Source organism: Thiorhodovibrio winogradskyi (genome assembly GCF_036208045.1).
Classification (GTDB): Bacteria; Pseudomonadota; Gammaproteobacteria; order Chromatiales; family Chromatiaceae; genus Thiorhodovibrio; species Thiorhodovibrio winogradskyi.
The window spans coordinates 103,291-120,807 of the sequence record NZ_CP121472.1; the positions used below are offsets into that span (position 1 = coordinate 103,291).

General features: G+C 58.0%; 22 protein-coding genes and 1 pseudogene. 20 read left to right on the plus strand and 3 right to left on the minus strand.

What is annotated here, in order from left to right:
- The first annotated feature begins 287 nt into the window (after positions 1–287).
- From Thiowin_RS00440 to Thiowin_RS00455, 4 genes and pseudogenes are all read left to right on the plus strand, one after another.
- Positions 288–572: a hypothetical protein gene (locus Thiowin_RS00440; protein ID WP_328985793.1), complete on the plus strand. Its 285-nt coding sequence runs from the start codon at positions 288–290 to the stop codon at positions 570–572.
- 146 nt (positions 573–718) lie between these two features.
- The gene (locus Thiowin_RS00445; protein WP_328985794.1) at positions 719–997 is read left to right on the plus strand and encodes a PIN domain-containing protein; all 279 of its coding nucleotides are present in this window, start codon (positions 719–721) and stop codon (positions 995–997) included.
- Between the two features lie 191 nt (positions 998–1,188).
- Positions 1,189–2,064, plus strand: a pseudogene (locus tag Thiowin_RS00450) (Rpn family recombination-promoting nuclease/putative transposase).
- 3 nt (positions 2,065–2,067) lie between these two features.
- Positions 2,068–2,580: a hypothetical protein gene (locus Thiowin_RS00455; RefSeq protein ID WP_328985795.1), complete on the plus strand. Its 513-nt coding sequence runs from the start codon at positions 2,068–2,070 to the stop codon at positions 2,578–2,580.
- Here the strand turns inward: Thiowin_RS00455 and Thiowin_RS00460 are convergent.
- Both Thiowin_RS00460 and Thiowin_RS25120 read right to left on the minus strand, forming a co-directional pair.
- The gene (locus Thiowin_RS00460; RefSeq protein ID WP_328985796.1) at positions 2,552–2,902 is read right to left on the minus strand and encodes an HVO_A0114 family putative DNA-binding protein; all 351 of its coding nucleotides are present in this window, start codon (positions 2,900–2,902) and stop codon (positions 2,552–2,554) included. The two genes, Thiowin_RS00455 and Thiowin_RS00460, sit on opposite strands and share 29 nt — an antisense overlap.
- Positions 2,899–3,264, minus strand: a complete 366-nt coding sequence (locus Thiowin_RS25120; protein WP_408034141.1) for a toxin-antitoxin system TumE family protein — start codon at positions 3,262–3,264, stop codon at positions 2,899–2,901. Before Thiowin_RS25120 ends, Thiowin_RS00460 begins: the two co-directional genes overlap by 4 nt.
- Here Thiowin_RS25120 and Thiowin_RS00465 point away from each other — a divergent pair.
- A complete protein-coding gene (locus tag Thiowin_RS00465) occupies positions 3,199–3,564 on the plus strand; it encodes a hypothetical protein (protein WP_328985797.1) in 366 nt (121 codons plus the stop codon). The two genes, Thiowin_RS25120 and Thiowin_RS00465, sit on opposite strands and share 66 nt — an antisense overlap.
- Here Thiowin_RS00465 and Thiowin_RS00470 read toward each other — a convergent pair.
- On the minus strand, positions 3,554–3,901 hold the full coding sequence (locus Thiowin_RS00470; protein WP_328985798.1) for a hypothetical protein: 348 nt from the start codon (positions 3,899–3,901) through the stop codon (positions 3,554–3,556). The two genes, Thiowin_RS00465 and Thiowin_RS00470, sit on opposite strands and share 11 nt — an antisense overlap.
- Here Thiowin_RS00470 and Thiowin_RS00475 point away from each other — a divergent pair.
- From Thiowin_RS00475 to Thiowin_RS00545, 15 genes are all read left to right on the plus strand, one after another.
- Positions 3,875–4,507, plus strand: a complete 633-nt coding sequence (locus tag Thiowin_RS00475) for a hypothetical protein (protein ID WP_328985799.1) — start codon at positions 3,875–3,877, stop codon at positions 4,505–4,507. The two genes, Thiowin_RS00470 and Thiowin_RS00475, sit on opposite strands and share 27 nt — an antisense overlap.
- Positions 4,504–4,887, plus strand: a complete 384-nt coding sequence (locus Thiowin_RS00480; protein WP_328985800.1) for a retropepsin-like aspartic protease — start codon at positions 4,504–4,506, stop codon at positions 4,885–4,887. Before Thiowin_RS00475 ends, Thiowin_RS00480 begins: the two co-directional genes overlap by 4 nt.
- Positions 4,888–4,897: 10 nt before the next feature.
- On the plus strand, positions 4,898–5,242 hold the full coding sequence (locus tag Thiowin_RS00485; protein ID WP_328985801.1) for a hypothetical protein: 345 nt from the start codon (positions 4,898–4,900) through the stop codon (positions 5,240–5,242).
- 164 nt (positions 5,243–5,406) lie between these two features.
- Positions 5,407–6,570: an ISAzo13 family transposase gene (locus Thiowin_RS00490; protein WP_328983444.1), complete on the plus strand. Its 1,164-nt coding sequence runs from the start codon at positions 5,407–5,409 to the stop codon at positions 6,568–6,570.
- Positions 6,560–6,889 carry a hypothetical protein gene (locus Thiowin_RS00495; RefSeq protein WP_328985802.1) on the plus strand — a complete coding sequence of 110 codons (330 nt, stop codon included), beginning with the start codon at positions 6,560–6,562 and terminating at the stop codon, positions 6,887–6,889. The genes Thiowin_RS00490 and Thiowin_RS00495 overlap by 11 nt, the downstream gene beginning before the upstream one ends.
- Positions 6,886–7,188 (plus strand): hypothetical protein, encoded by a 303-nt coding sequence (locus Thiowin_RS00500; protein WP_328985803.1) that lies wholly within the window; start codon positions 6,886–6,888, stop codon positions 7,186–7,188. The genes Thiowin_RS00495 and Thiowin_RS00500 overlap by 4 nt, the downstream gene beginning before the upstream one ends.
- Positions 7,163–7,588: a toxin-antitoxin system TumE family protein gene (locus tag Thiowin_RS00505; RefSeq protein ID WP_328985804.1), complete on the plus strand. Its 426-nt coding sequence runs from the start codon at positions 7,163–7,165 to the stop codon at positions 7,586–7,588. Before Thiowin_RS00500 ends, Thiowin_RS00505 begins: the two co-directional genes overlap by 26 nt.
- Positions 7,589–7,644: 56 nt before the next feature.
- On the plus strand, positions 7,645–8,166 hold the full coding sequence (locus Thiowin_RS00510) for a hypothetical protein (RefSeq protein ID WP_328985805.1): 522 nt from the start codon (positions 7,645–7,647) through the stop codon (positions 8,164–8,166).
- Positions 8,167–8,400: 234 nt separating this feature from the next.
- Positions 8,401–9,855, plus strand: coding sequence for a hypothetical protein (locus tag Thiowin_RS00515; RefSeq protein WP_328985806.1), 1,455 nt, complete (start codon positions 8,401–8,403; stop codon positions 9,853–9,855).
- A 4-nt stretch (positions 9,856–9,859) separates the two neighbouring features.
- Positions 9,860–10,741 carry a glycoside hydrolase family protein gene (locus tag Thiowin_RS00520; protein WP_328985807.1) on the plus strand — a complete coding sequence of 294 codons (882 nt, stop codon included), beginning with the start codon at positions 9,860–9,862 and terminating at the stop codon, positions 10,739–10,741.
- A gap of 2 nt (positions 10,742–10,743) precedes the next feature.
- Positions 10,744–12,156: a tetratricopeptide repeat-containing sulfotransferase family protein gene (locus Thiowin_RS00525; RefSeq protein ID WP_328985808.1), complete on the plus strand. Its 1,413-nt coding sequence runs from the start codon at positions 10,744–10,746 to the stop codon at positions 12,154–12,156.
- A 154-nt stretch (positions 12,157–12,310) separates the two neighbouring features.
- Positions 12,311–13,738: an IS701 family transposase gene (locus tag Thiowin_RS00530; RefSeq protein WP_328985809.1), complete on the plus strand. Its 1,428-nt coding sequence runs from the start codon at positions 12,311–12,313 to the stop codon at positions 13,736–13,738.
- A 417-nt stretch (positions 13,739–14,155) separates the two neighbouring features.
- Positions 14,156–14,575: a helix-turn-helix domain-containing protein gene (locus Thiowin_RS00535; RefSeq protein WP_328985810.1), complete on the plus strand. Its 420-nt coding sequence runs from the start codon at positions 14,156–14,158 to the stop codon at positions 14,573–14,575.
- Positions 14,490–16,355: a putative transposase gene (locus tag Thiowin_RS00540; RefSeq protein WP_328985811.1), complete on the plus strand. Its 1,866-nt coding sequence runs from the start codon at positions 14,490–14,492 to the stop codon at positions 16,353–16,355. The genes Thiowin_RS00535 and Thiowin_RS00540 overlap by 86 nt, the downstream gene beginning before the upstream one ends.
- The gene (locus tag Thiowin_RS00545) at positions 16,330–17,514 is read left to right on the plus strand and encodes a hypothetical protein (protein WP_328985812.1); all 1,185 of its coding nucleotides are present in this window, start codon (positions 16,330–16,332) and stop codon (positions 17,512–17,514) included. The genes Thiowin_RS00540 and Thiowin_RS00545 overlap by 26 nt, the downstream gene beginning before the upstream one ends.
- Positions 17,515–17,517: the final 3 nt, after the last annotated feature.

Sequence of the window (17,517 nt, forward strand, 5' to 3'; positions counted from 1 at the left end):
GCACTGGGCGCCCGCGTTCGACACGCTGATCTTTTCGGCACCCCGCGCCGCCACAAAGGCCTGCTGGAGACCCCCCAGGCGCTCGCCAGCCTCCAGCGGCCCGAGCGGCTGTCTCTCATCGTCGGCCGCTTCCCGCGCGGCGAGCCCGGCGCGCTGTTGCAGTTTGTCAGGCGCATTCATGCCGCAAATTCATCTTTTGTCTGAAAACGACGGTTGGGAGTCCTGGATCTCCGATCATCGCCGCCGCACCTTGATTTTCCGTCGCCATTCGGAGTTCACCTAATATCATGAACAAAATCATCTTTGAAACCGATGTGCAATCGGATCGGATCCTCCATCTTCCTGACGAGATCCCCATTGGCGCTCATATCCGTATCATGATTCAAACCCTGTCCTCCGTGTCGACGAGCCGCCACAGCAGGCGTCCCGCTCGCCATCGCGATTTTCAGACGGTTGCTTTCCCGGTCACCGAATTTGAGTTGCCGACCAAGCGATCCGTTTATCAAGGCCCGCCTTTGACGCTCCAACAAATGCGCGATGCCATCGACTGGGAGGCCGGACAGCGGCAATGATCGCTCCAAGGATCGCCTTGGATACGAATATCGTTCTGCGTTACCTGATGAAGGATGATGTGGAGCAAACGCAATGGGCGACGCAGTTCCTGCGTGTGCGCTAATGTCTGTTGTTGCCCACCGTGATCTTGGAGACCGCTTGGGTGATGGGATCAAAACGCGGCTACGCGCTCGAGCCGGCGTGCGTTGCCGAGCGGCTGAGACACATCGCTGGCTTGCCGACAGTGGAGGTTGAACAGGCGCCCTTGTTTGCTCAAGCAATCAATTGGTATGAGGCTGGGATGGATTTTGCCGACGCGCTCCATCTTGCGCTGTCAGGCAATGCCGGTTTTGCAACCTTCGATCAGGGCATCAAAACCTTCGCGGATCAGCAGCAGCTGTTGGTTCCGGTTACACTGCTTCCTGGTGATCGAGAAAACAATTAGAAACAATAAGGGCATGGCCCCTCCAATCAGTCTGCTCTCCCAGTGGCTGCGTGACGCCCGCCTGCTGCTCGACAAGCGCTTCGATCACATGAAAGCCGACATGGACAAGCGCTTCGAGCAAGTCGACAAGCGCTTCGACGAAATGCTCAAGCGCCACGACCGGCACTTTAACCCCAGCCGGTCAACCCGCCATGCAAGCACTCCTCAGCCCCACCAACGACTATGTCTTCAAGCGGCTCTTCGCCGAGACCCCAGAGCTGCTGGTTGCGCTGAGCAACGACCTGCGCCCCGATCTACCCGACATCACCTCGGTCTAGATCCACAATCCCAACATCGAGCCCAGCGATCTCACTGGCAAATACATCATCCTCGATGTGCTGGCCCGCGATGCCGAGGGCCACTGCTACAATGTCGAGGTGCAAGTCCGCCGCCATGGCGCCTGGGACCAACGTGGCCTGTTCTACCTGGCGCGCACCCTGGGTGGCCAGCTTCAGGCCGGCGAGGACGATCAAGCACTGCGCGCCTCCATCGGCCTGCACCTGCTCGACTTCGACCTGTTCAACGCCACCCAGGCCCAATGCGAGCAAGCCATCTGGCGCTTTGAGATGCGCGATGAAATCCAGCCCCAGGTCACACTGGGCAACAGCTTGCAGTTGAATCTGGTCGAACTGAACAAGGCCGACCGTCTCGGCCTCCCCCCAGGCCCACTGCGCACCTGGATTACCTTTTTCAAGCACTGGCAGGAAGAACTGACCATGACCGCCATCACTCACCCACCCGTGATCCAAGCCATGAACCGCCTGCGCGCCCTCAGTGCCGATGAAAAGGCTCGCCACCAGGCTTTTGTCCGCGAGCGGGCACTCCACGATGAAGTCTCCTTTCTCAATGAAGCCAAGCGCGAAGGTCGCAAGGAAGGTCTCGAAGCCGTAGCCCGCAATCTCCTGGCCATGAACCTCCTGACCGATGAGCAAATTGCAAGCGCCGCCGACTTAACTGAAGCGGCGGTCAAGGCGCTGCGGCATCAGGTCGTGACCGAACGAGCGACAGATCGCCACGATGCCCGCTAACCCATGCCCAGCCCGGCACCATCATCAGCGCCCAGCGCCCGCGCCTCTGCTGCCGGCCGCCGTGATGGATCGGTTCGCCCCACCGCCCTCACCCAAGGCAACCACGCCCTGCGCGACGGCGACCCGGCCCAAGCCATCCGCCACTATGCCCTCGGCCTGGTCGATGAACCCAGCCACCAAAACGGCCCCATCGCCGCGCAGCTCGCGGCCAATCTGGTGCGCGCCCGCCGCCGCTATCGTCAAGCGCGCTGGCCAGCCGCGGCAAGCGGCGCGCCCTTGCAGGTCGCCGTGGTCTGCTGGTCCTTGTCGGAAAACCCGCCGGTCGCGCCCATACCCTGGCCTGTCTCTACCAGCATCTGGCTGAGCAGCGCCCCACCCAGCCCCAAGCCAATCCCAGCCCCAGCCGCGCATGCCCAGCCTGCTCTTCGGGCTGCTCTACCCGGCAAAACGGGGTCCGAACACCTGTTATTGTCAGTCGACAATCCGCTTAAGTGGCCAGAATTTGGAACTGGGTAGCTTTGGCAATCGGGCGCACCTGGCGCTTGTCGCGTTGCATCTCAACAAGGCCGTAATGTGCCATGGTCTTGAGCGTGCGCGAAAGATTGCTGGGCTTGCGTCCGGTGGCGGCCGCTAGCGCCGTGATCGAATCCGGGTGGGTTTCGCTGATGACCTTGAGTAAGGCGCGATTGTCGTCACTGAGCACCTCGGCGAGCGACTTCATGGATGTGAACCAGACCTTGGGGTCATCGGGCTTCGGCTGGTACTCCCCCCGGGCAATCGCCAGCATTCGGGCGCGGATCTGTTCTTGCGGCATGATTCCAATGACAATGGTGTTCATCGATCTTGAACCTCTAGCAATACGCGGTCCACCTCGGCGAAAAAATCACTGAGCAGTTGGTGTGCATCCTGAAACTCGTACGGCACCCCTTTGTCTGCACGGTGGCGGTGCTTGTGATCAAAGGTCAGAATGCGACCAGCATATTTGAATGTTCGCGGTGGCTTAACCGCGTGCGCGTTGTCATAACCAAGTATGCGTTTCCCAGATGGCTCGTGAAGTGTCAGTGAGTAGCGAATGCCATGGGGAATCTCGCGCGAAGGCTCGACTCGCCACGCCTCGATCTTGAGCCAATAGCCATGCTCTTGGTCAATAATCTGCCCGTGGAGGTCAAGAAGAGTGTCAATTCCAGCATCCGCGCCCATGCCCTAAGTATATCATCTGTTGATAATGATTGCCGGCTCGATGAAATCGGCTGGCCCGCACGAAAACAGCCGTGCACCTCCCGCCGCGAGCGCCAGCTCGAACAAGCCCTGGTCGCCAACCCGCGCCAGTTTCTGGCTGAGCTCGGCGATACACTGATAATTAGCGCAATGGAAGCCAGTATGTTCAACCGCATCGCCATGATCGGCCTCGGCGACATCGGCCTGCCCACCGCCACGCTCTCTTTAAGAAACCTCGGCACCGTTGTCTTGCACTCCGCCGTGTTTGTGACTATGCTTTGAGCATCATCACGCTGCAACCACCCGCAAGGACGTCCCCAAGGACTCCTAAGGCTGAGCCACCGCCGGCCCATCTCCGCCGCCACCGCCGCTCATGCCCACCCCTGATGACCCCTCCGCCCAGCTCCAGATTCAGGCCCAGCGCCAGACCCGGCTCTAGATTCAGGCCCAGCCCCCCACCGCCCTCACCCAAGGCAACCACGCCCTGCGCGACGGCGACCCGGCCCAAGCCATCCGCCACCATGCCCTCGGTCTGGTCGATGAACCCAGCCACCACAACGGCCCCATCGCCGCGCAGCTCGCGGCCAACCTGGTGCGCGCCCGCCGCCGCTATCGTCAAGCGCGCTGGCCAGCCGCGGCAAGCGGCGCGCCCTTGCAGGTCGTCGTGGTCTGCTGGTCGCTGTCGGAAAACCCCGCCGACCTGGCGCATCCCGTCAAGCCGCGCATGCCGAGCCTGCTCTTCGGGCTGCTCTACCAGTTGCTGTGGGACGCCCGCCTGCTGCTCGACATCGATGATGACGAACTCGCCTTCGTCGGCGCCGCGCACGCCCGGCCGCTGGCGGACTGGTTACAAACCCATGGCAGTCTGCCGACGCTCGCTGACCTCCCCGGGCGGCGCTGGAATCAGCCCCTCCGAACGCGCAAAAGATCGCCACGATGTCATGTCGTTGAGAACAAAGTCGCCATGAAATGGAATGAAATCCAAGCCGCTTACCCTGACACCTGGCTCGTGGTAGAGGCCATCCAATCCCACAAAGAGGACAACATTTTTGTTGCCGATGACATCGCCGTCGTGGAACAATGTTCGGACGGTGCCGGTGCGTTTTCTACTTATCGTCGACTTCATCAGCTTGATCCGGCGCGCGATTGGATCTTTGCGCATACCAGCCGCCCGCATCTGCGCGTCGAAGAACGGCCCTGGGTCGGGATTCGCGCTGGCAGATGACGCTTGTTTATCGGGATTCCTTGCTGTTCACATCTGTCACTGTTGTGCATCAAGGTGTCCGGTTGGATATCGCGGAACTTTTGGTCGATACCGGTTCCGCCACCACCCTGCTTGCCATCGATGCGGTCGCTCCCTTGGGTATTCAGCCAGAGGTCACTGATCATCTTTGCCGGATACGCGGGGTAGGCGGTGTGGAGTATGTCTTTTCTCGAACAATCGACGCAATCATGGTTGCTGGGCACGAAATTACTTCAATCGACATCGAATTCGGCGCATTAGACTACGGGTTCAGGATGAATGGGATATTGGGTTTGGATTCCTTGCTTCGCGCAAACGCGGTGATTGATCTGCATTGTTTAACCATTGAGTGTCAAGAATAAGACTCAGCGCATGACCGCCACCCCATGCCAAACGCCCAGCCTCCCACCGCCCTCGCCCAAGGCAACCACGCCCTGCGCCACGGCCCAAGCCATCCGCCACTACGCCCTCGGTCTGGTCGATGAACCCAGCCACCAAAACGGCCCCATCGCCGCGCAGCTCGCGGCCAACCTGGTGCGCGCCCGCCGCCGCTATCGTCAAGCGCGCTGGCAAGCCGCGCCCAGCGGCGCGCCCTTGCAAGTCGCCGTGGTCTGCTGGTCGCTGTCGGAAAATCCCGCCGACCTGGCGCATCCCGGCAAGCCGCGCATCCCGAGCCTGCTCTTCGGGCTGCTCTACCGGTTGGGTGATTTCAACTAATAAAGCTACCATAATTTAGCCTCTTGAAGGCTTTTTCTGACTCAGAACATGGGTAATAATGGAAGCCTTTCTGATTGTTGGAGAGTTTTTAAGAAATGGCGCTACCATCAAACTCGTTGCCCACCTGCGAACATGTTGCGGACATCCGATTCGCGGCCTCGAAAATGCACGGTTGCGAGCGTCGTGCCTTTGTCGCTGAGATGACCCTGAAATACTGCGCAGGCAGCGCGCGAAAAGCCGAGTCGCTGTTTGGCTGGGGGCGCGAGATGGTGGAAACGGGTCTCGGCGAGGCGCGCACTGGAGTCGTGTGTCTGAGTGCCAAGCCCTTGACGACTGGAAGGAAGCGCTGGGAAGAGAACTATCCCGAAGCGGCAGCGGATTTGCGTCGACTCGCCGAGGAGCACGCCCAGCAGGAGCCAAGCTTCACCAGCACCGTGGCCTTTACCCGGCTGACGGCGGCACAAGCGCGCCAGCGGCTGCGTGAACTCGGTTATCCGCAGGAGGCTCTGCCCGCACGCGGCACGCTGGCTAGAATCCTCAATCGACTGGGGTATCGTTTGCGTCGCGTTGTCAAAGCCAAGCCAAAAAAAAAGATTCCGCAGACCAACGATATCTTCATCAACATCAAGAAGAAAGACGCCGCCAACCAAGTGCTGGGCGCCAAACGCATCAGCGTTGACTGCAAGGCGACCGTGAAACTTGGGCCGTTCTCGCGCGGTGGGTTAACGCGCGGCAACCAGCGCGCCTGTGATCACGACATGGGCGATAACGGAAAGCATCCCCCTTGCGGCATCCTTGATGAAGACACCGGGCAACTCACCATCCACTTCGGAAGTTCAGCAAAAACCAGCGACTTCATTGTCGATGCCTTGCAGGCGTGGTGGGAGCGGCTCCCTCTTGCCGAACGGCAGGCCACCACGCTGATTCAGATCAAGATCGATAACGGGCCTGAAAGCAGTGGCGTACGCTCTCAGTTTCTTCATCGCATCGTGGCATGGGCTGATCAAATCAACAAACCCATCCACTTGCTTTACTTTCCACCCTATCACAGCAAATACAATCCCATTGAGCGGTGCTGGGGCATTCTCGAACTGCACTGGAACGGCGCCCTACTCGTCGATACCGAGACCATGCTCGCCTGGGCGCGCACCATGACCTGGAAAGGCATCCAACCGATTGTGAATCTGTGCACCACCGTCTATGAAAAAGGAATCTCTCTGACAAAAAAAGCCATGCGAGCCGTCGAAGCTCGGCTGGATCGCAATCCTGATCTGCCTAAGTACGATATTCTGATTCAGCCCCTCGGGGCTGGTAGCTTTGTTTCCTGAAATCACCTTGCTGTGGGACGCCCGCCTGCTGCTCGACTGCGATAATGACGAACTCGCCTTTGTCGGCGCCGCGCACGCCCGGCCGCTGGCGGACTGGTTACAAACCCATGGCCGCCCGCCGACGCTCGCTGACCTCCCCGGGCGGCGCTGGAGCGAGCTGGCGATGAGTCTGGCGCCCGCGTTCGACGCGCTGATTTTTCTCTGCACCCCGCGCTGCCACAAAGGCCTGCTGGAGACTGCCCAGGCGCTCGCCAGTCTCCAGCGGCCCGAGCTGCTGTATCATTCATGCCGGGGAGTCAATGAGAAGGTGAAACCATGACGTTAGATGATGTATTGCGTGACATCCACGCCATGCGAGAAGACCTGCTGGTTTTTGAGCGCAAATTTGGTGTTCCGACCGAGATGTTCTACGAGGCGTACTGCAATGGTGAAGAGCCGGCCGACGCATCATGGGTTCTGGATTGGAGCGAATGGGCCGCGGCTTACCAAATTCTTCAGGAGCGGCTGAAATTGTTTGGTGATGAAACGCGCCGTATGCTCCAAACAGCGCAAGTCACGAGCTATATCGACCTTATGGAACGGACGGCTCGCCGTGAATCCATTCCAGTCGCTCACTGATTACGAGGCGTTTATCTATGGCCTTGGAACCCAGTGTGAAGCGATCCGGCGCTCGACGCTGGTTGTGGTTCGTCGCGGTGCAACGGTGGCGATCCTGAGAGGCGAACTTGAATTCAATCATGAGGTCCGTCTAACAGTGCGTGAAAGATTGACGTTCGATGATTTGCCGGGAAGGATTCGCGAGTATGGCTATGAGGTCTGGCAACAAGGCCAGCTTCTTTATTGGTACGATTCACAGCCACATCCGCATGATCCCACGCTCGCCGACACGCATCCTCACCACAAGCATGTTCATCCCGATATCAAACACCATCGAATTCCAGCACCAGGGTTAAGCTTTCATCAACCCAATATCCCTTTTCTTATGGAAGAAATCGGCGCGCTCGAACACGAACACTAAGCCATGAGCCAATCCACCCCCAAACCCTTCATCTTCCTCGCTGGCCACCGCTGCTCATGCCCACCTCAGATGACCCCTCCGCCCCGCTTCAAACCCAGGCCCAAACTCAGAACCAGCCCCCCACCGCCCTCGCCCAAGGCAACCACGCCCTGCGCCACCATGCCCTCGGCCTGGTCGATGAACCCAGCCACCAAAACGGCCCCATCGCCGCGCAGCTCGCCGCCAATCTGGTGCGCGCCCGCCGCCGCTATCGTCAAGCGCGCTGGCCAGCCGCGGCAAGCGGCGCGCCCTTGCAAGTCGCCGTGGTCTGCTGGTCCTTGTCGGAAAACCCCGCCGACCTGGTGCATCCCGGCAAGCCGCGCATGCCGAGCCTGCTCTTCCGGCTGCTCTACCGATTGCTGTGGGACGCCTGCCTGCTGCTCGACTGCGATGATGACGAACTCGCCTTTGTCGGCGCCGCGCACGCCCGGCCGCTGGCGGACTGGTTACAAACCCATGGCAGCCCGCCGACGCTCGCTGACCTCCCCGGGCGGCGCTGGAGCGAGCTGGCCGGGATCCGAACCCCTTTTATTCCCTAAGGTCTCCCGGTTGCCGATCCTGTGCGGGATGGATCCCCACGCGCGCGCACCGGCCAAGCGCGGCCAGAGGCGCGCGCCCACCACCACAAACTCCGCCAGACCGGTTATACTCAACCGCTTTCGAGCACGGCTCGGCTTACTGCCAAGCCAAACAGCTCGTTTTCTCGTGCATCCACTTGCTGATGCCAACATCAAGCAGGGAATGCCGCCCATCAACCTAGGCAGGGCGCTAGTGTGCCAACAACCCCGAGCGCAGGCCCAAGCGTTCCCACAAGCGCGCTCCAGCAAGGCAACCAAGCCCTGCGCAGCGGCCAGTACGCGGAAGCCGTCCGCCGCTACGCCCTTGGCCTCAGCCAGTGCGCGCCCCCTGATTCACCGGTCAAGCCCGCTGGCCCCATCAGCCAGCAGCTCGCCCGCAAGCGCTACCGGCGCCAGCGTCATGCCAGCGGCGCACTTCGGGTCGCCGTCGCCTGCTGGTCGCTCTCAGGGAACCCCCTGGGTCGCGCCCACGTGCTGTCCAGCCTCTATCAAGCCTTGGCGGCGGACAATGGGGACGGACCCGGCCTTCGTGGCGGCCATGCCGAACAGGGCAGGGCCGCTGAGTCAAACACTGACACCGCCAGTCCTGGTGCCAACCCCCCCAGCATCGACAGCGTCGCCCTCATCGGCACCTACTTCGCTCGCCGCGGCCGCACGCTCTGGCCACTGCTGCGCGACCAGTTTCAGCCAGCGCCTGAGGCAACATCAGCGCAAGCGCCAGGCCCCAAGCCAGCCCCTCAGTCCGCGCTGGAACAAGCACCCGATCACCGGTTCCAGCCAGCCCCGATCCCCGTTTACAGTGTTTTTGTCGAGGACGACAGCCAATTCATGTCTCGAGCCATTGGATTGGTCAGCGCCCATCCCTTCGACCTGGTCCACATCTCCAAGCCGCGCTTCCCGAACATCGTTATCGCGCTCCTCTACCGGCTGCTCTGGGACGCCAAGATCTTGGTCGACATTGATGACGACGAACTCGCTTTCGTCAACGGCCAGCCGCTGCCCGAGACAGGCCCCAACTGGAGCAGCACCGAAGCCCCCGTGCCCGCCCACCCCGGCGAACAGGCCCTCGCACACTGGCTGCAACGCTACAACGGCTTGCCCAGCATGCAAGACCTGCTCGGGCGCCCCTGGACGGAACTCGGCATGAGCCTCGCCACTGCCTTTGCCGGCCCCGGTCAGGCCCAGGATGCGGCGCTCAGCGTCGCGAACGGCGCCTTTCAGCAGCGCCACGGCGGCACGCTCATTCGCCACGCTCGTGACCTGCGCCTGTTCCAGCCCAACCCCACCGGGCACCCGCACAGCCTCGTTGAACGCCGCGCGCGCCTCAACATCCGCCCCGAGCAACAGGTGGTCATCTACCTGGGCACCCCGCGCAGGCATAAAGGCTTGCTGGAAACCGCACAGGCCCTGGCTGCGCTGAATCGCGGCAGCCCACCCGTTCAACAGCAGGCATTGGCCGCCAGCGGCACCGGCGCTCACCCATCGCAGCCAACCGCACCTATCTCGCCCGCTGCGACTCGCCTGCAAGTACGAGGCGCAAACGCGTCTCGGCACGACTTTGCCCTCGCCAGTCTCTGCGAGCAGCAAAACAGTCTTACCACGGGCGTCGCTTTTATCGGCTGCCGGTTCGACCGCCGTCACTTGAGCTGACATCATGCTCGTGACACGGTTTTCCACCAATCCGCTGATTACCGCAGCCTCATCGCCGACCCTGGGCGACAACATCAATGGCCCCTCGGTGATTCGCGTGCCCGACTGGCTCCCCAATCCGCTGGGTAGGTACTATCTCTACTTCGCTCACCATCAGGGCCAGTTCATCCGCCTGGCCTATGCCGATGACCTCCAAGGCCCCTGGTGCATCCATGACCCTGGAACCTTGCAGCTGAAAGACGCCTCGGCCTTCCAGGATCACATCGCTTCACCCGATGTGCATGTGGATCACCAAGCACAGAAGATCCGCATGTATTTCCACGGTGTTGCCAAAGCCCGCCCTGGACAATGGACAGGCGTGGCCACCTCGCGCAACGGCATCGACTTTACTGCCTCCGAGGCCCTGCTCGGGAAATTCTATTTCCGCGTCTGGTCCCATGGCGATGCCTGGTACGCCCTGGCCAAGAACCATAACGCTGGCTGGGGTGAGCTGTATCGTGCCGAGGAACCCATGGGGCCGTTCAGGCTGCGTGGTGATTTCCTTCAAGGCATGCGCCATGCCGCTGTTCTGGTGCGCGAGGACGAACTGCACATCTATTACACCCAGGTTGGTGATGAACCAGAGCGAATTCTGCGCGCTAAGGTCGATCTGCGCCCAGATTGGAAAAAATGGAACGTAGGATCGCCGCAGGAGGTACTGAAGCCAGAGAAAGACTACGAGGGCGCAGATTACCCTATCGCCCCTTCGCAGCATGGGCCGGCAACCAAAGTGTGCGAATTGCGAGACCCATTTGTGCTTCTCGACGAGCAAGAAACGGTGATTTTTTATGCCGGTGCCGGAGAAGAGGGCCTTTGTGCTGCACTGCTGCAGGACGAACACCTCTGATCATGAGTGAACACGTCGCTGCGCTTGATTCATTGACGCAACGCCCAGAGCGTGGCGAGCAAGCGCTCGCACGCGCCGTGGCGTACGGCCAACAGGGCCAGAGCGCGCGCTCCCTGGCCGCACTATTAGACGCGTTTGACAGCGGTGTGGATCGCCAACGCCTCAGCGCACTCCTCATTTCAGGCGCCTTGTCGGGGCTTGATCGCGCGATCGCCTTCGACAACTCCGCAGCAGATACCCGCCACCTCCAGTACTTGCGTCGATCGCTGGCCGCCTCATCGCGCCCATGTGCTAGATCCAAGCTGACGCCTCTAGCCGCTGCTGAGACCACGACTCCACAACCGTCTGGCGCTCGCCTCAAACAAGCGAACTACCTCAACAGCAACGGCGAAACGCTCTACAACCTCGGCCAATTTAAACTCGCCGCCGAATACTTCCAGCGCGCCCTCAAGCTCGACCCTAACAACGCCTGGATCTGTCAGAACCTCGCCGAAGCGACGGCCCGCATGCCATTCAAAAAGGGTGACAACTGGGAAGATACGCGATTCGGCCACCGGCTCGACGAGACCGGCAAATGGGATGTCGCCGTGCGCCACTACCGCCGTGCGCTCAAGCTTGATCCCGCCACGGTGGAGCGACACCGCCAGGCGCAACGCTTTGCCATTGAACCCGCGAGCGCCGAGCAGATCGACAACCCCATCTTCATCGTCGGTTGCGGTCACAGCGGTACCTCGCTGCTGCTCGCCATCCTTGGCAACCACCCACGTATTCACCCCATCCCTAAGGAAAGCGCCATCTTCTTGCGCACCGACGCCAAGATTCAAGCAACCTTTCGCCAGTGGGATGCCGATTGCCGTACCCAAGGCAAGGTGCGCTGGGCGGAAAAGACTCCGCCACATATCTTTCAGATTCACCGCTTTCTCGCCTTTCGTCCCAAGGCGCGGGTTATCCTGCTCCTGCGCGATGGGCGCGATGTGGTCTGCTCGCTCAAATTCCGTCAAGGCTATGCCGATCTCGATGACCGGCTCGACCGCTGGATCTACGATAACCTCGCCGGTCGGCCCTATTGGCAGCATCCGCAGGTCAATCTCATCAAGTACGAAGACTTAGTCAGCCAATCCGAGTCGACCTTGCGTTCGCTGTGCGACTTTCTTGGCGAGGATTATGACCCGGCCATGCTTGAGTACCACAAGAGCGAGCATCGCTGGTACAGCGACGAGATCGTCAAGCCCGAAGCCATCAAGACCACCAAAACAACCGCAACTGGCAGATCAATCAGCCGATTTTTGATGGGCGCGGGCGCTGGCTCAAGGAGATGCGTGAGGCGGACATCATGCGCTTCAAAGCGTCCCCAGCACAAGCGCTGCTGGAACAGTTGGGTTATGTCAGCGATAGTGACTTGTGATAGGCGGTGATGATGAGCAATCCAGCGACAGCGGGGGGTGTGTTGAGTGATCTCTTTTTTTATGCGCGCCGAAAGCCTTTTAGTTCTACTTTGTTATGTTTCTGTAACTCATTGTTTTTGTTATACTCACAGGACGACAGCATTTTTTATGTGAGAAATAGCAAATGGCACAGCCTTTCGGTTACCAGCACGAACACGACTTTGTCAATCTAGTCGATAACCTGTCGGAACATCTGAAACGCTACCAAGCGCATTTTTTCACTGAGACCGACGATAGCAGCGACCTAGGCCACGCCTACATTCTTGGCCTGCTAAAGACAGAAGCCGGAAAGCGGAATCTCGAACGCATGATCGAAGAGCATGATACTCCAGGTGACGGCTACCAGCGCATTCAGCAGTTTATTACCGACTCACCATGGTCGTCGGAAGCGCTAATCAGGGCGATTGCCGAGGATACGTGCGCGCTGTATGCTGAGCAACCGGGTTATCGGATCAATGATGTTGGTTACATCATTGACGAATCAGGGCACATAAAAAGTGGGAAGCACTCTGTTGGTGTGGGTCGCCAATATGCCGGCGTCGTTGGAAAAGTGGAGAACTGCCAGATCGGTGTCTATGCCAGCCTGGTTTGGAAAACGCATAGTACGCTGATCAATGAACGTTTATTCCTGCCAAAGTCCTGGACTTCCGACACTGAGCGTTGCGAAAAAGCCGGAATCCCCGAGAACGCTCGCCAGTATAAGACGAAGCTTGAGCTAGCTTTAGAAATGATCCAAGCTGATTTCGATGCTGGCCTCGAGTTTGGATGGGTGGGCGGCGACGGATTGTATGGGCATGGCTTTGAATTCGGAAACGCTATAGAAAACATGGGGTTGAAGTTTTTCCTAGATATCCACTGCGATCAAAAAATTTATCGTTCCGAGCCGCACATCGAGATCCCGCCGAAACGTTCAAATAAAGGGCGCCCTCCAACGAAACCAGAGGCTGATTTAGAATCGCTTGAAGTGCAGCATTACATGCAGCAACTGCGGCCTGATCAGTGGGAGCAGGTTACTGTTCGCGATGGCACCAAAGGCCCGATAACGCTTTCGGTATTTGCGACCAAGGTTTGGGTATGGGACGGTATCAGCGAAACAGCCAGACCAAGGACATTAGCCATTACCCGCAATGTTGCGGACAACAAGATCAAATATTCGCTCACGAATTTCGCACTTCATCACGCACCAATTGAGCGCTTGGCGTACATGCAAGCGCAGCGCTACTGGGTTGAACGGGCTTTCCAAGAAGCTAAAAGCGAACTGGGTATGTCTGACTATCAAGTCCGAAAGTGGAATGCATGGCATCATCATATGGCGCTCGTCATGCTTGCTCTCTCATTCTTGGTCAAAGAACGCATCGTTCGTCAAGAGACTCATCCATTAGTGAGTTGTCGCGATGTTCGACTGCTTATTATTGCCCTATTAACCCAGGACCCGGAGATGATACAAAAACGACTTGCTCAGATGGAGTTTCGCCATGAACAAAGGCGCCGAGATATTGAGCGTCGACGAAAAGCTGCAGCCGATCAACACCGAGGTCTGGAGATAAAGTAACAAAGTAGAATTAGGTTAATTGTGCTTAGTGTTAAAGAATGCAAAACGGTATTTGATCAGTGCTTCCTTAGCAATAAGAAAAAAGACTTGATGATTTTTATACAGGAGCAGGTGCGTTAGTGATTTGCATTGGCAAAATACATCACAACTTATTTTGCGGGATTAATTAATATGAGATCAACCGTATTAAAAGCATATGACCAGACCTCCCAGGTCCAGATTTTTCCTCCCACGTAAGCGCTTGAATCTCCGTCTTACCCGACGTTTTTTGGACATTTCCGTCCGACGTCGAGAAGTCGTTTTTTGGACAAACACTGACACAGTTATTCGTTTTATATAAAAATAATTCTGGAAAAATAAAAGAAAGATTGGCATGATCGGGTGAAGTGGTTTTATCCTCATCAAGGAGCTTCCCTGGTGACCCAAATCGAGTTGCTTGCCGAGCCGGCGGGTGCGTTGGATCGCGCGGTGCGTTTCGAGCTTGGTGGTGGCTATGCGCTGCATCTGCCACGCGGTCCACGCGCGCTCGGCACGCTCTACCATCGCGGCACCCCGATCAAACAAGTCAACCTGCGCGACAAAGCCGAGCGTCGCCTCTTGGCTGTGGAGTTGATGCAAAAAGGCGTCAATCAGAGCCGCTTGGCCGATGCCCTGCAGCTCAGCCGCCAGACCCTGCATAACTATCGCGAGAGCTACCGGGAATTCGGCGTGCAGGGACTGTTGCACGGCTACAGTCCCGCCACCAGCAAGGATGAGGAGCTGCATCGCCATCTTAACGTCAACAAGCGCCGCCCTGGCTCCAAGGCCCGCGAGCTCGAAGCGCTGCGCCAAGCGTGAGCAGGCTGAAGGTGAGGGGCAGGCCGAGCTGGACTGGGACGCTGAGGCGCGCTTTGAACTCGACGAGCCGGCGATCGAAGAAACCCTGAGCGCGGCCCTGGCCTTGTCGGAGGCGACGCCCCCGGCCGGTGAGCCGAGCGCGGAGGTGGCAAGCGAGCAGCCCTATGCGCAAGCGCACGACTGGGAAGACAGCCGCTATGCCGGCATCTTCCCCATCCTCATGGTCCTGATCAGCCAATGGCACTGGTTGAGCGGGGTAATGCGCCTGTTCGGCAACGGCTGGAAGCTGTTCATGGTCTTCGCCCTCATGGGTGTCTGTAACATCCGCTCCATCGAGCAGCTCAAGCACGTGCGCCGTGACGAGGCCGGGCGGATCTTGGGGATTGGCACCTTGGCGTGCCTGGAAACCCTTTGGGGCTGGTTCCATGAGGTCGCCAAGCATGGCCGCGCCGCCGTGCTGGTGGCGGCGTTTTCCGACGACCAGCTCCAGCGCGGCTTGGTCGGCACGGATGTGTGGTTCACCGATGGGCATCTGCTGCCCTATACCGGCATGCACAAGGTTCATGCCAGCTACCATACCCAGCGGCGCATGCCCACGCCCGGGCAGACCAATCTGGTCACTTGCGATGCGCGCGGGCGGGTGGTGTGCTTTGAGATTCAGGAAGGCAAAGGCGATCTGCGCGGGCGCATTCTCGCCTTGGGCGAGTATGCGCGTGAGCAGGGATTGGGCGTGATGCCTTTGCAGGTGTTTGACCGCGAAGGCGACGGGCTGGAGTTCTTCTCCACCCTGGTCGCCACCGACACGCCCTTTGTGACCTGGGAGAAGAACGCCGATGCGGCGCGCTTGCGCGGATTGGAGGAGGAACGCTTTACCGAGACGCTCACGTTGAACGGGACTGAGTACCGGCTGCTCGAGGAGGAGAAGGCCTGTCTTTATCCCCCGAAACCCGTGCCTCCCGAGGCGGATGCGGAGTCCGCGCCAGCGCATCGCTTCAAACTGCGCCGGGTGGTGATCTGGAATCTGCGCACCGGGCATCGCACCAGTGTTGTTTGTTGGGATGGCGACCTGGCACTGACCACGGTGGCGATCACCACGGCCATGCTCAGTCGCTGGGGGGCCTCGGAGAATACCTTCAAGCACCTCCAGGAGCAGCATCCCTATCATTATCATCCGGGGTTTGGGGTCAGCGAGAGCGAGAAACAGGACATCGCCAATCCGGCGATCAAGGCCATTGATGCGCGTCGCCTTGCTCTCAAGACCCAGCTCAACCGCCTCTACAAGCAACAAACCAAGTGCAAGCCTGGGATCAAGAAAGACGGGACCCTGCGCGCGAACAGCAAACACCGGCGCATCGCCGCCGAGATCGCCGCCGCCGAGGCGGAGCTGGCGCGGCTGAAGGACGAACGCGATCAGTTACCCGAGCGCGTCGATGTGGGCACCTTGAGCGATTACCGCTCCTTTCAGGCGATCGACAATGAAGGCAAGAATCTGTTCGATGTCGTCACCTCTTCGGTCTGGAATGCCCGCTGCCAGCTCATCGATTGGCTCGAGCCGGTCTATGCCAAAGACAGTGATCGGGTCGATCTGCTCTATGCGATTCTCAACTGCCACGGCTGGATTCGCAGCGATGGCCGTTGGGTGGTGGTCCGTCTGGAGCCGCTACAGCAGCCGGCGCGCCGCGCCGCCCAGGAGCAGCTGTGCCGCAAGCTCACCGGTCTGGGCGCGCGGATCCCCGGCGGAAAGTGGCTGCGCATTGAGGTCGGCGACGCGCCGCTTTGATGCGGCGTCGCTTTGGGCTTTGGGCGCTGTCCAAAAATCAGGGGGCTTTTTGGGCGGTTTTGGGAGGTCTGATGACGCATTTAAGAACGCGGAATATCTCTACGCCGAGTTACTTTACAAAGAGTGCAGTCAACTTTTAGGCCCAAATTTCTTCTTTGCTAATCGAAAAATTGTGGAGAATAAAATTTTATCGCGATTTACCCGTGAGATCTGCGGTAGCGCCATTGATCCACAGATTTATTATTGTATCCCAGTGATGAATAGGCTTGGAGATCTCAAGGCAACTCTAATCCAAAATCTGACCATTGTAAGCAACTTCTCCAAAGTCCAACTCGTTATAAACTTATTCGACAAAACGAGTGAGTCGTTTGACTGGATTAGTGAAAATTGTGTCGATTGGATTGATGCAGGTGTGCTCACCGTAAACCGTCTAGAGCCTCTTCCATTTTGGCACTTCTCATGGGCGAAGAATTCTTTTAAGAGCTTTATCGGAGATGATGGAATCTACTCAAGCTTAGATGGCGACAATTATTTATCAGCTGAAGAAATTGCAAGGACCAAACAAATCTACGTCGAGTTTGGCCCCACTGTTGTTCATTATTTTTCTGGAGTTTGGGGTGATGGAAGTTCGGGCAGAATTTCAGTAACCACTGAGCTTTATAAAAAGCATGCCTATGAAAATGCATTATTTCCACGTCAGTTTGATGAAATCTCTTTTATCTTGAAAATTCTTAATGAAGAAAACTACATAACATTTATATGCCGCAGTAATGTCGATATTTTTAGCAAATCATTTTATTTGCGTGAGTTTCAGGAAAAAAATGAATGGAGCCCGAGGAAAAAATATATTGAACTAGGCAAAACACGCCAGCCTGAGAATCCAAAAGATAAAAACTATGTTCAAAGCGATGACGTTCTTAAATTTTTTACCTCAATAAACGCATTCTATACTTTTCTTAATCTTTCAAAAAATAAAAAGGCAAAAGTTTTTTATGAAAAAAAATTAAATGAAGAAAAGCAAAAAATTTATCAATCTGCTTGTTATGATGAAATAGCGGCTAAAGCGACGGTTATTTTATCTAGCCAGATGGAGCTTAATTGCAGTGCAGTAACGACGCTTTATTCTGTTATAAAGAACGATGAATTTTTTTTTGGATAGTTG

What these genes read in the sequence shown, in the direction of transcription:
- Thiowin_RS25120 (WP_408034141.1), bottom strand. Translation starts at nt 3,264, where the DNA reads ATGGGCGCGGATGCTGGAATTGACACTCTTCTTGACCTCCACGGGCAG.
- Thiowin_RS00510 (WP_328985805.1), top strand. Translation starts at nt 7,645, where the DNA reads ATGCCCACCTCAGATGACCCCTCCGCCCCGCTTCAAACCCAGGCCCAA.
- Thiowin_RS00455 (WP_328985795.1), top strand. Translation starts at nt 2,068, where the DNA reads ATGCCCAGCCCGGCACCATCATCAGCGCCCAGCGCCCGCGCCTCTGCT.
- Thiowin_RS00525 (WP_328985808.1), top strand. Translation starts at nt 10,744, where the DNA reads ATGAGTGAACACGTCGCTGCGCTTGATTCATTGACGCAACGCCCAGAG.
- Thiowin_RS00445 (WP_328985794.1), top strand. Translation starts at nt 719, where the DNA reads ATGGGATCAAAACGCGGCTACGCGCTCGAGCCGGCGTGCGTTGCCGAG.
- Thiowin_RS00490 (WP_328983444.1), top strand. Translation starts at nt 5,407, where the DNA reads ATGCACGGTTGCGAGCGTCGTGCCTTTGTCGCTGAGATGACCCTGAAA.
- Thiowin_RS00485 (WP_328985801.1), top strand. Translation starts at nt 4,898, where the DNA reads ATGACCGCCACCCCATGCCAAACGCCCAGCCTCCCACCGCCCTCGCCC.
- Thiowin_RS00465 (WP_328985797.1), top strand. Translation starts at nt 3,199, where the DNA reads ATGCTCTTGGTCAATAATCTGCCCGTGGAGGTCAAGAAGAGTGTCAAT.
- Thiowin_RS00500 (WP_328985803.1), top strand. Translation starts at nt 6,886, where the DNA reads ATGACGTTAGATGATGTATTGCGTGACATCCACGCCATGCGAGAAGAC.
- Thiowin_RS00540 (WP_328985811.1), top strand. Translation starts at nt 14,490, where the DNA reads ATGAGGAGCTGCATCGCCATCTTAACGTCAACAAGCGCCGCCCTGGCT.
- Thiowin_RS00520 (WP_328985807.1), top strand. Translation starts at nt 9,860, where the DNA reads ATGCTCGTGACACGGTTTTCCACCAATCCGCTGATTACCGCAGCCTCA.
- Thiowin_RS00440 (WP_328985793.1), top strand. Translation starts at nt 288, where the DNA reads ATGAACAAAATCATCTTTGAAACCGATGTGCAATCGGATCGGATCCTC.
- Thiowin_RS00480 (WP_328985800.1), top strand. Translation starts at nt 4,504, where the DNA reads ATGACGCTTGTTTATCGGGATTCCTTGCTGTTCACATCTGTCACTGTT.
- Thiowin_RS00530 (WP_328985809.1), top strand. Translation starts at nt 12,311, where the DNA reads ATGGCACAGCCTTTCGGTTACCAGCACGAACACGACTTTGTCAATCTA.
- Thiowin_RS00460 (WP_328985796.1), bottom strand. Translation starts at nt 2,902, where the DNA reads ATGAACACCATTGTCATTGGAATCATGCCGCAAGAACAGATCCGCGCC.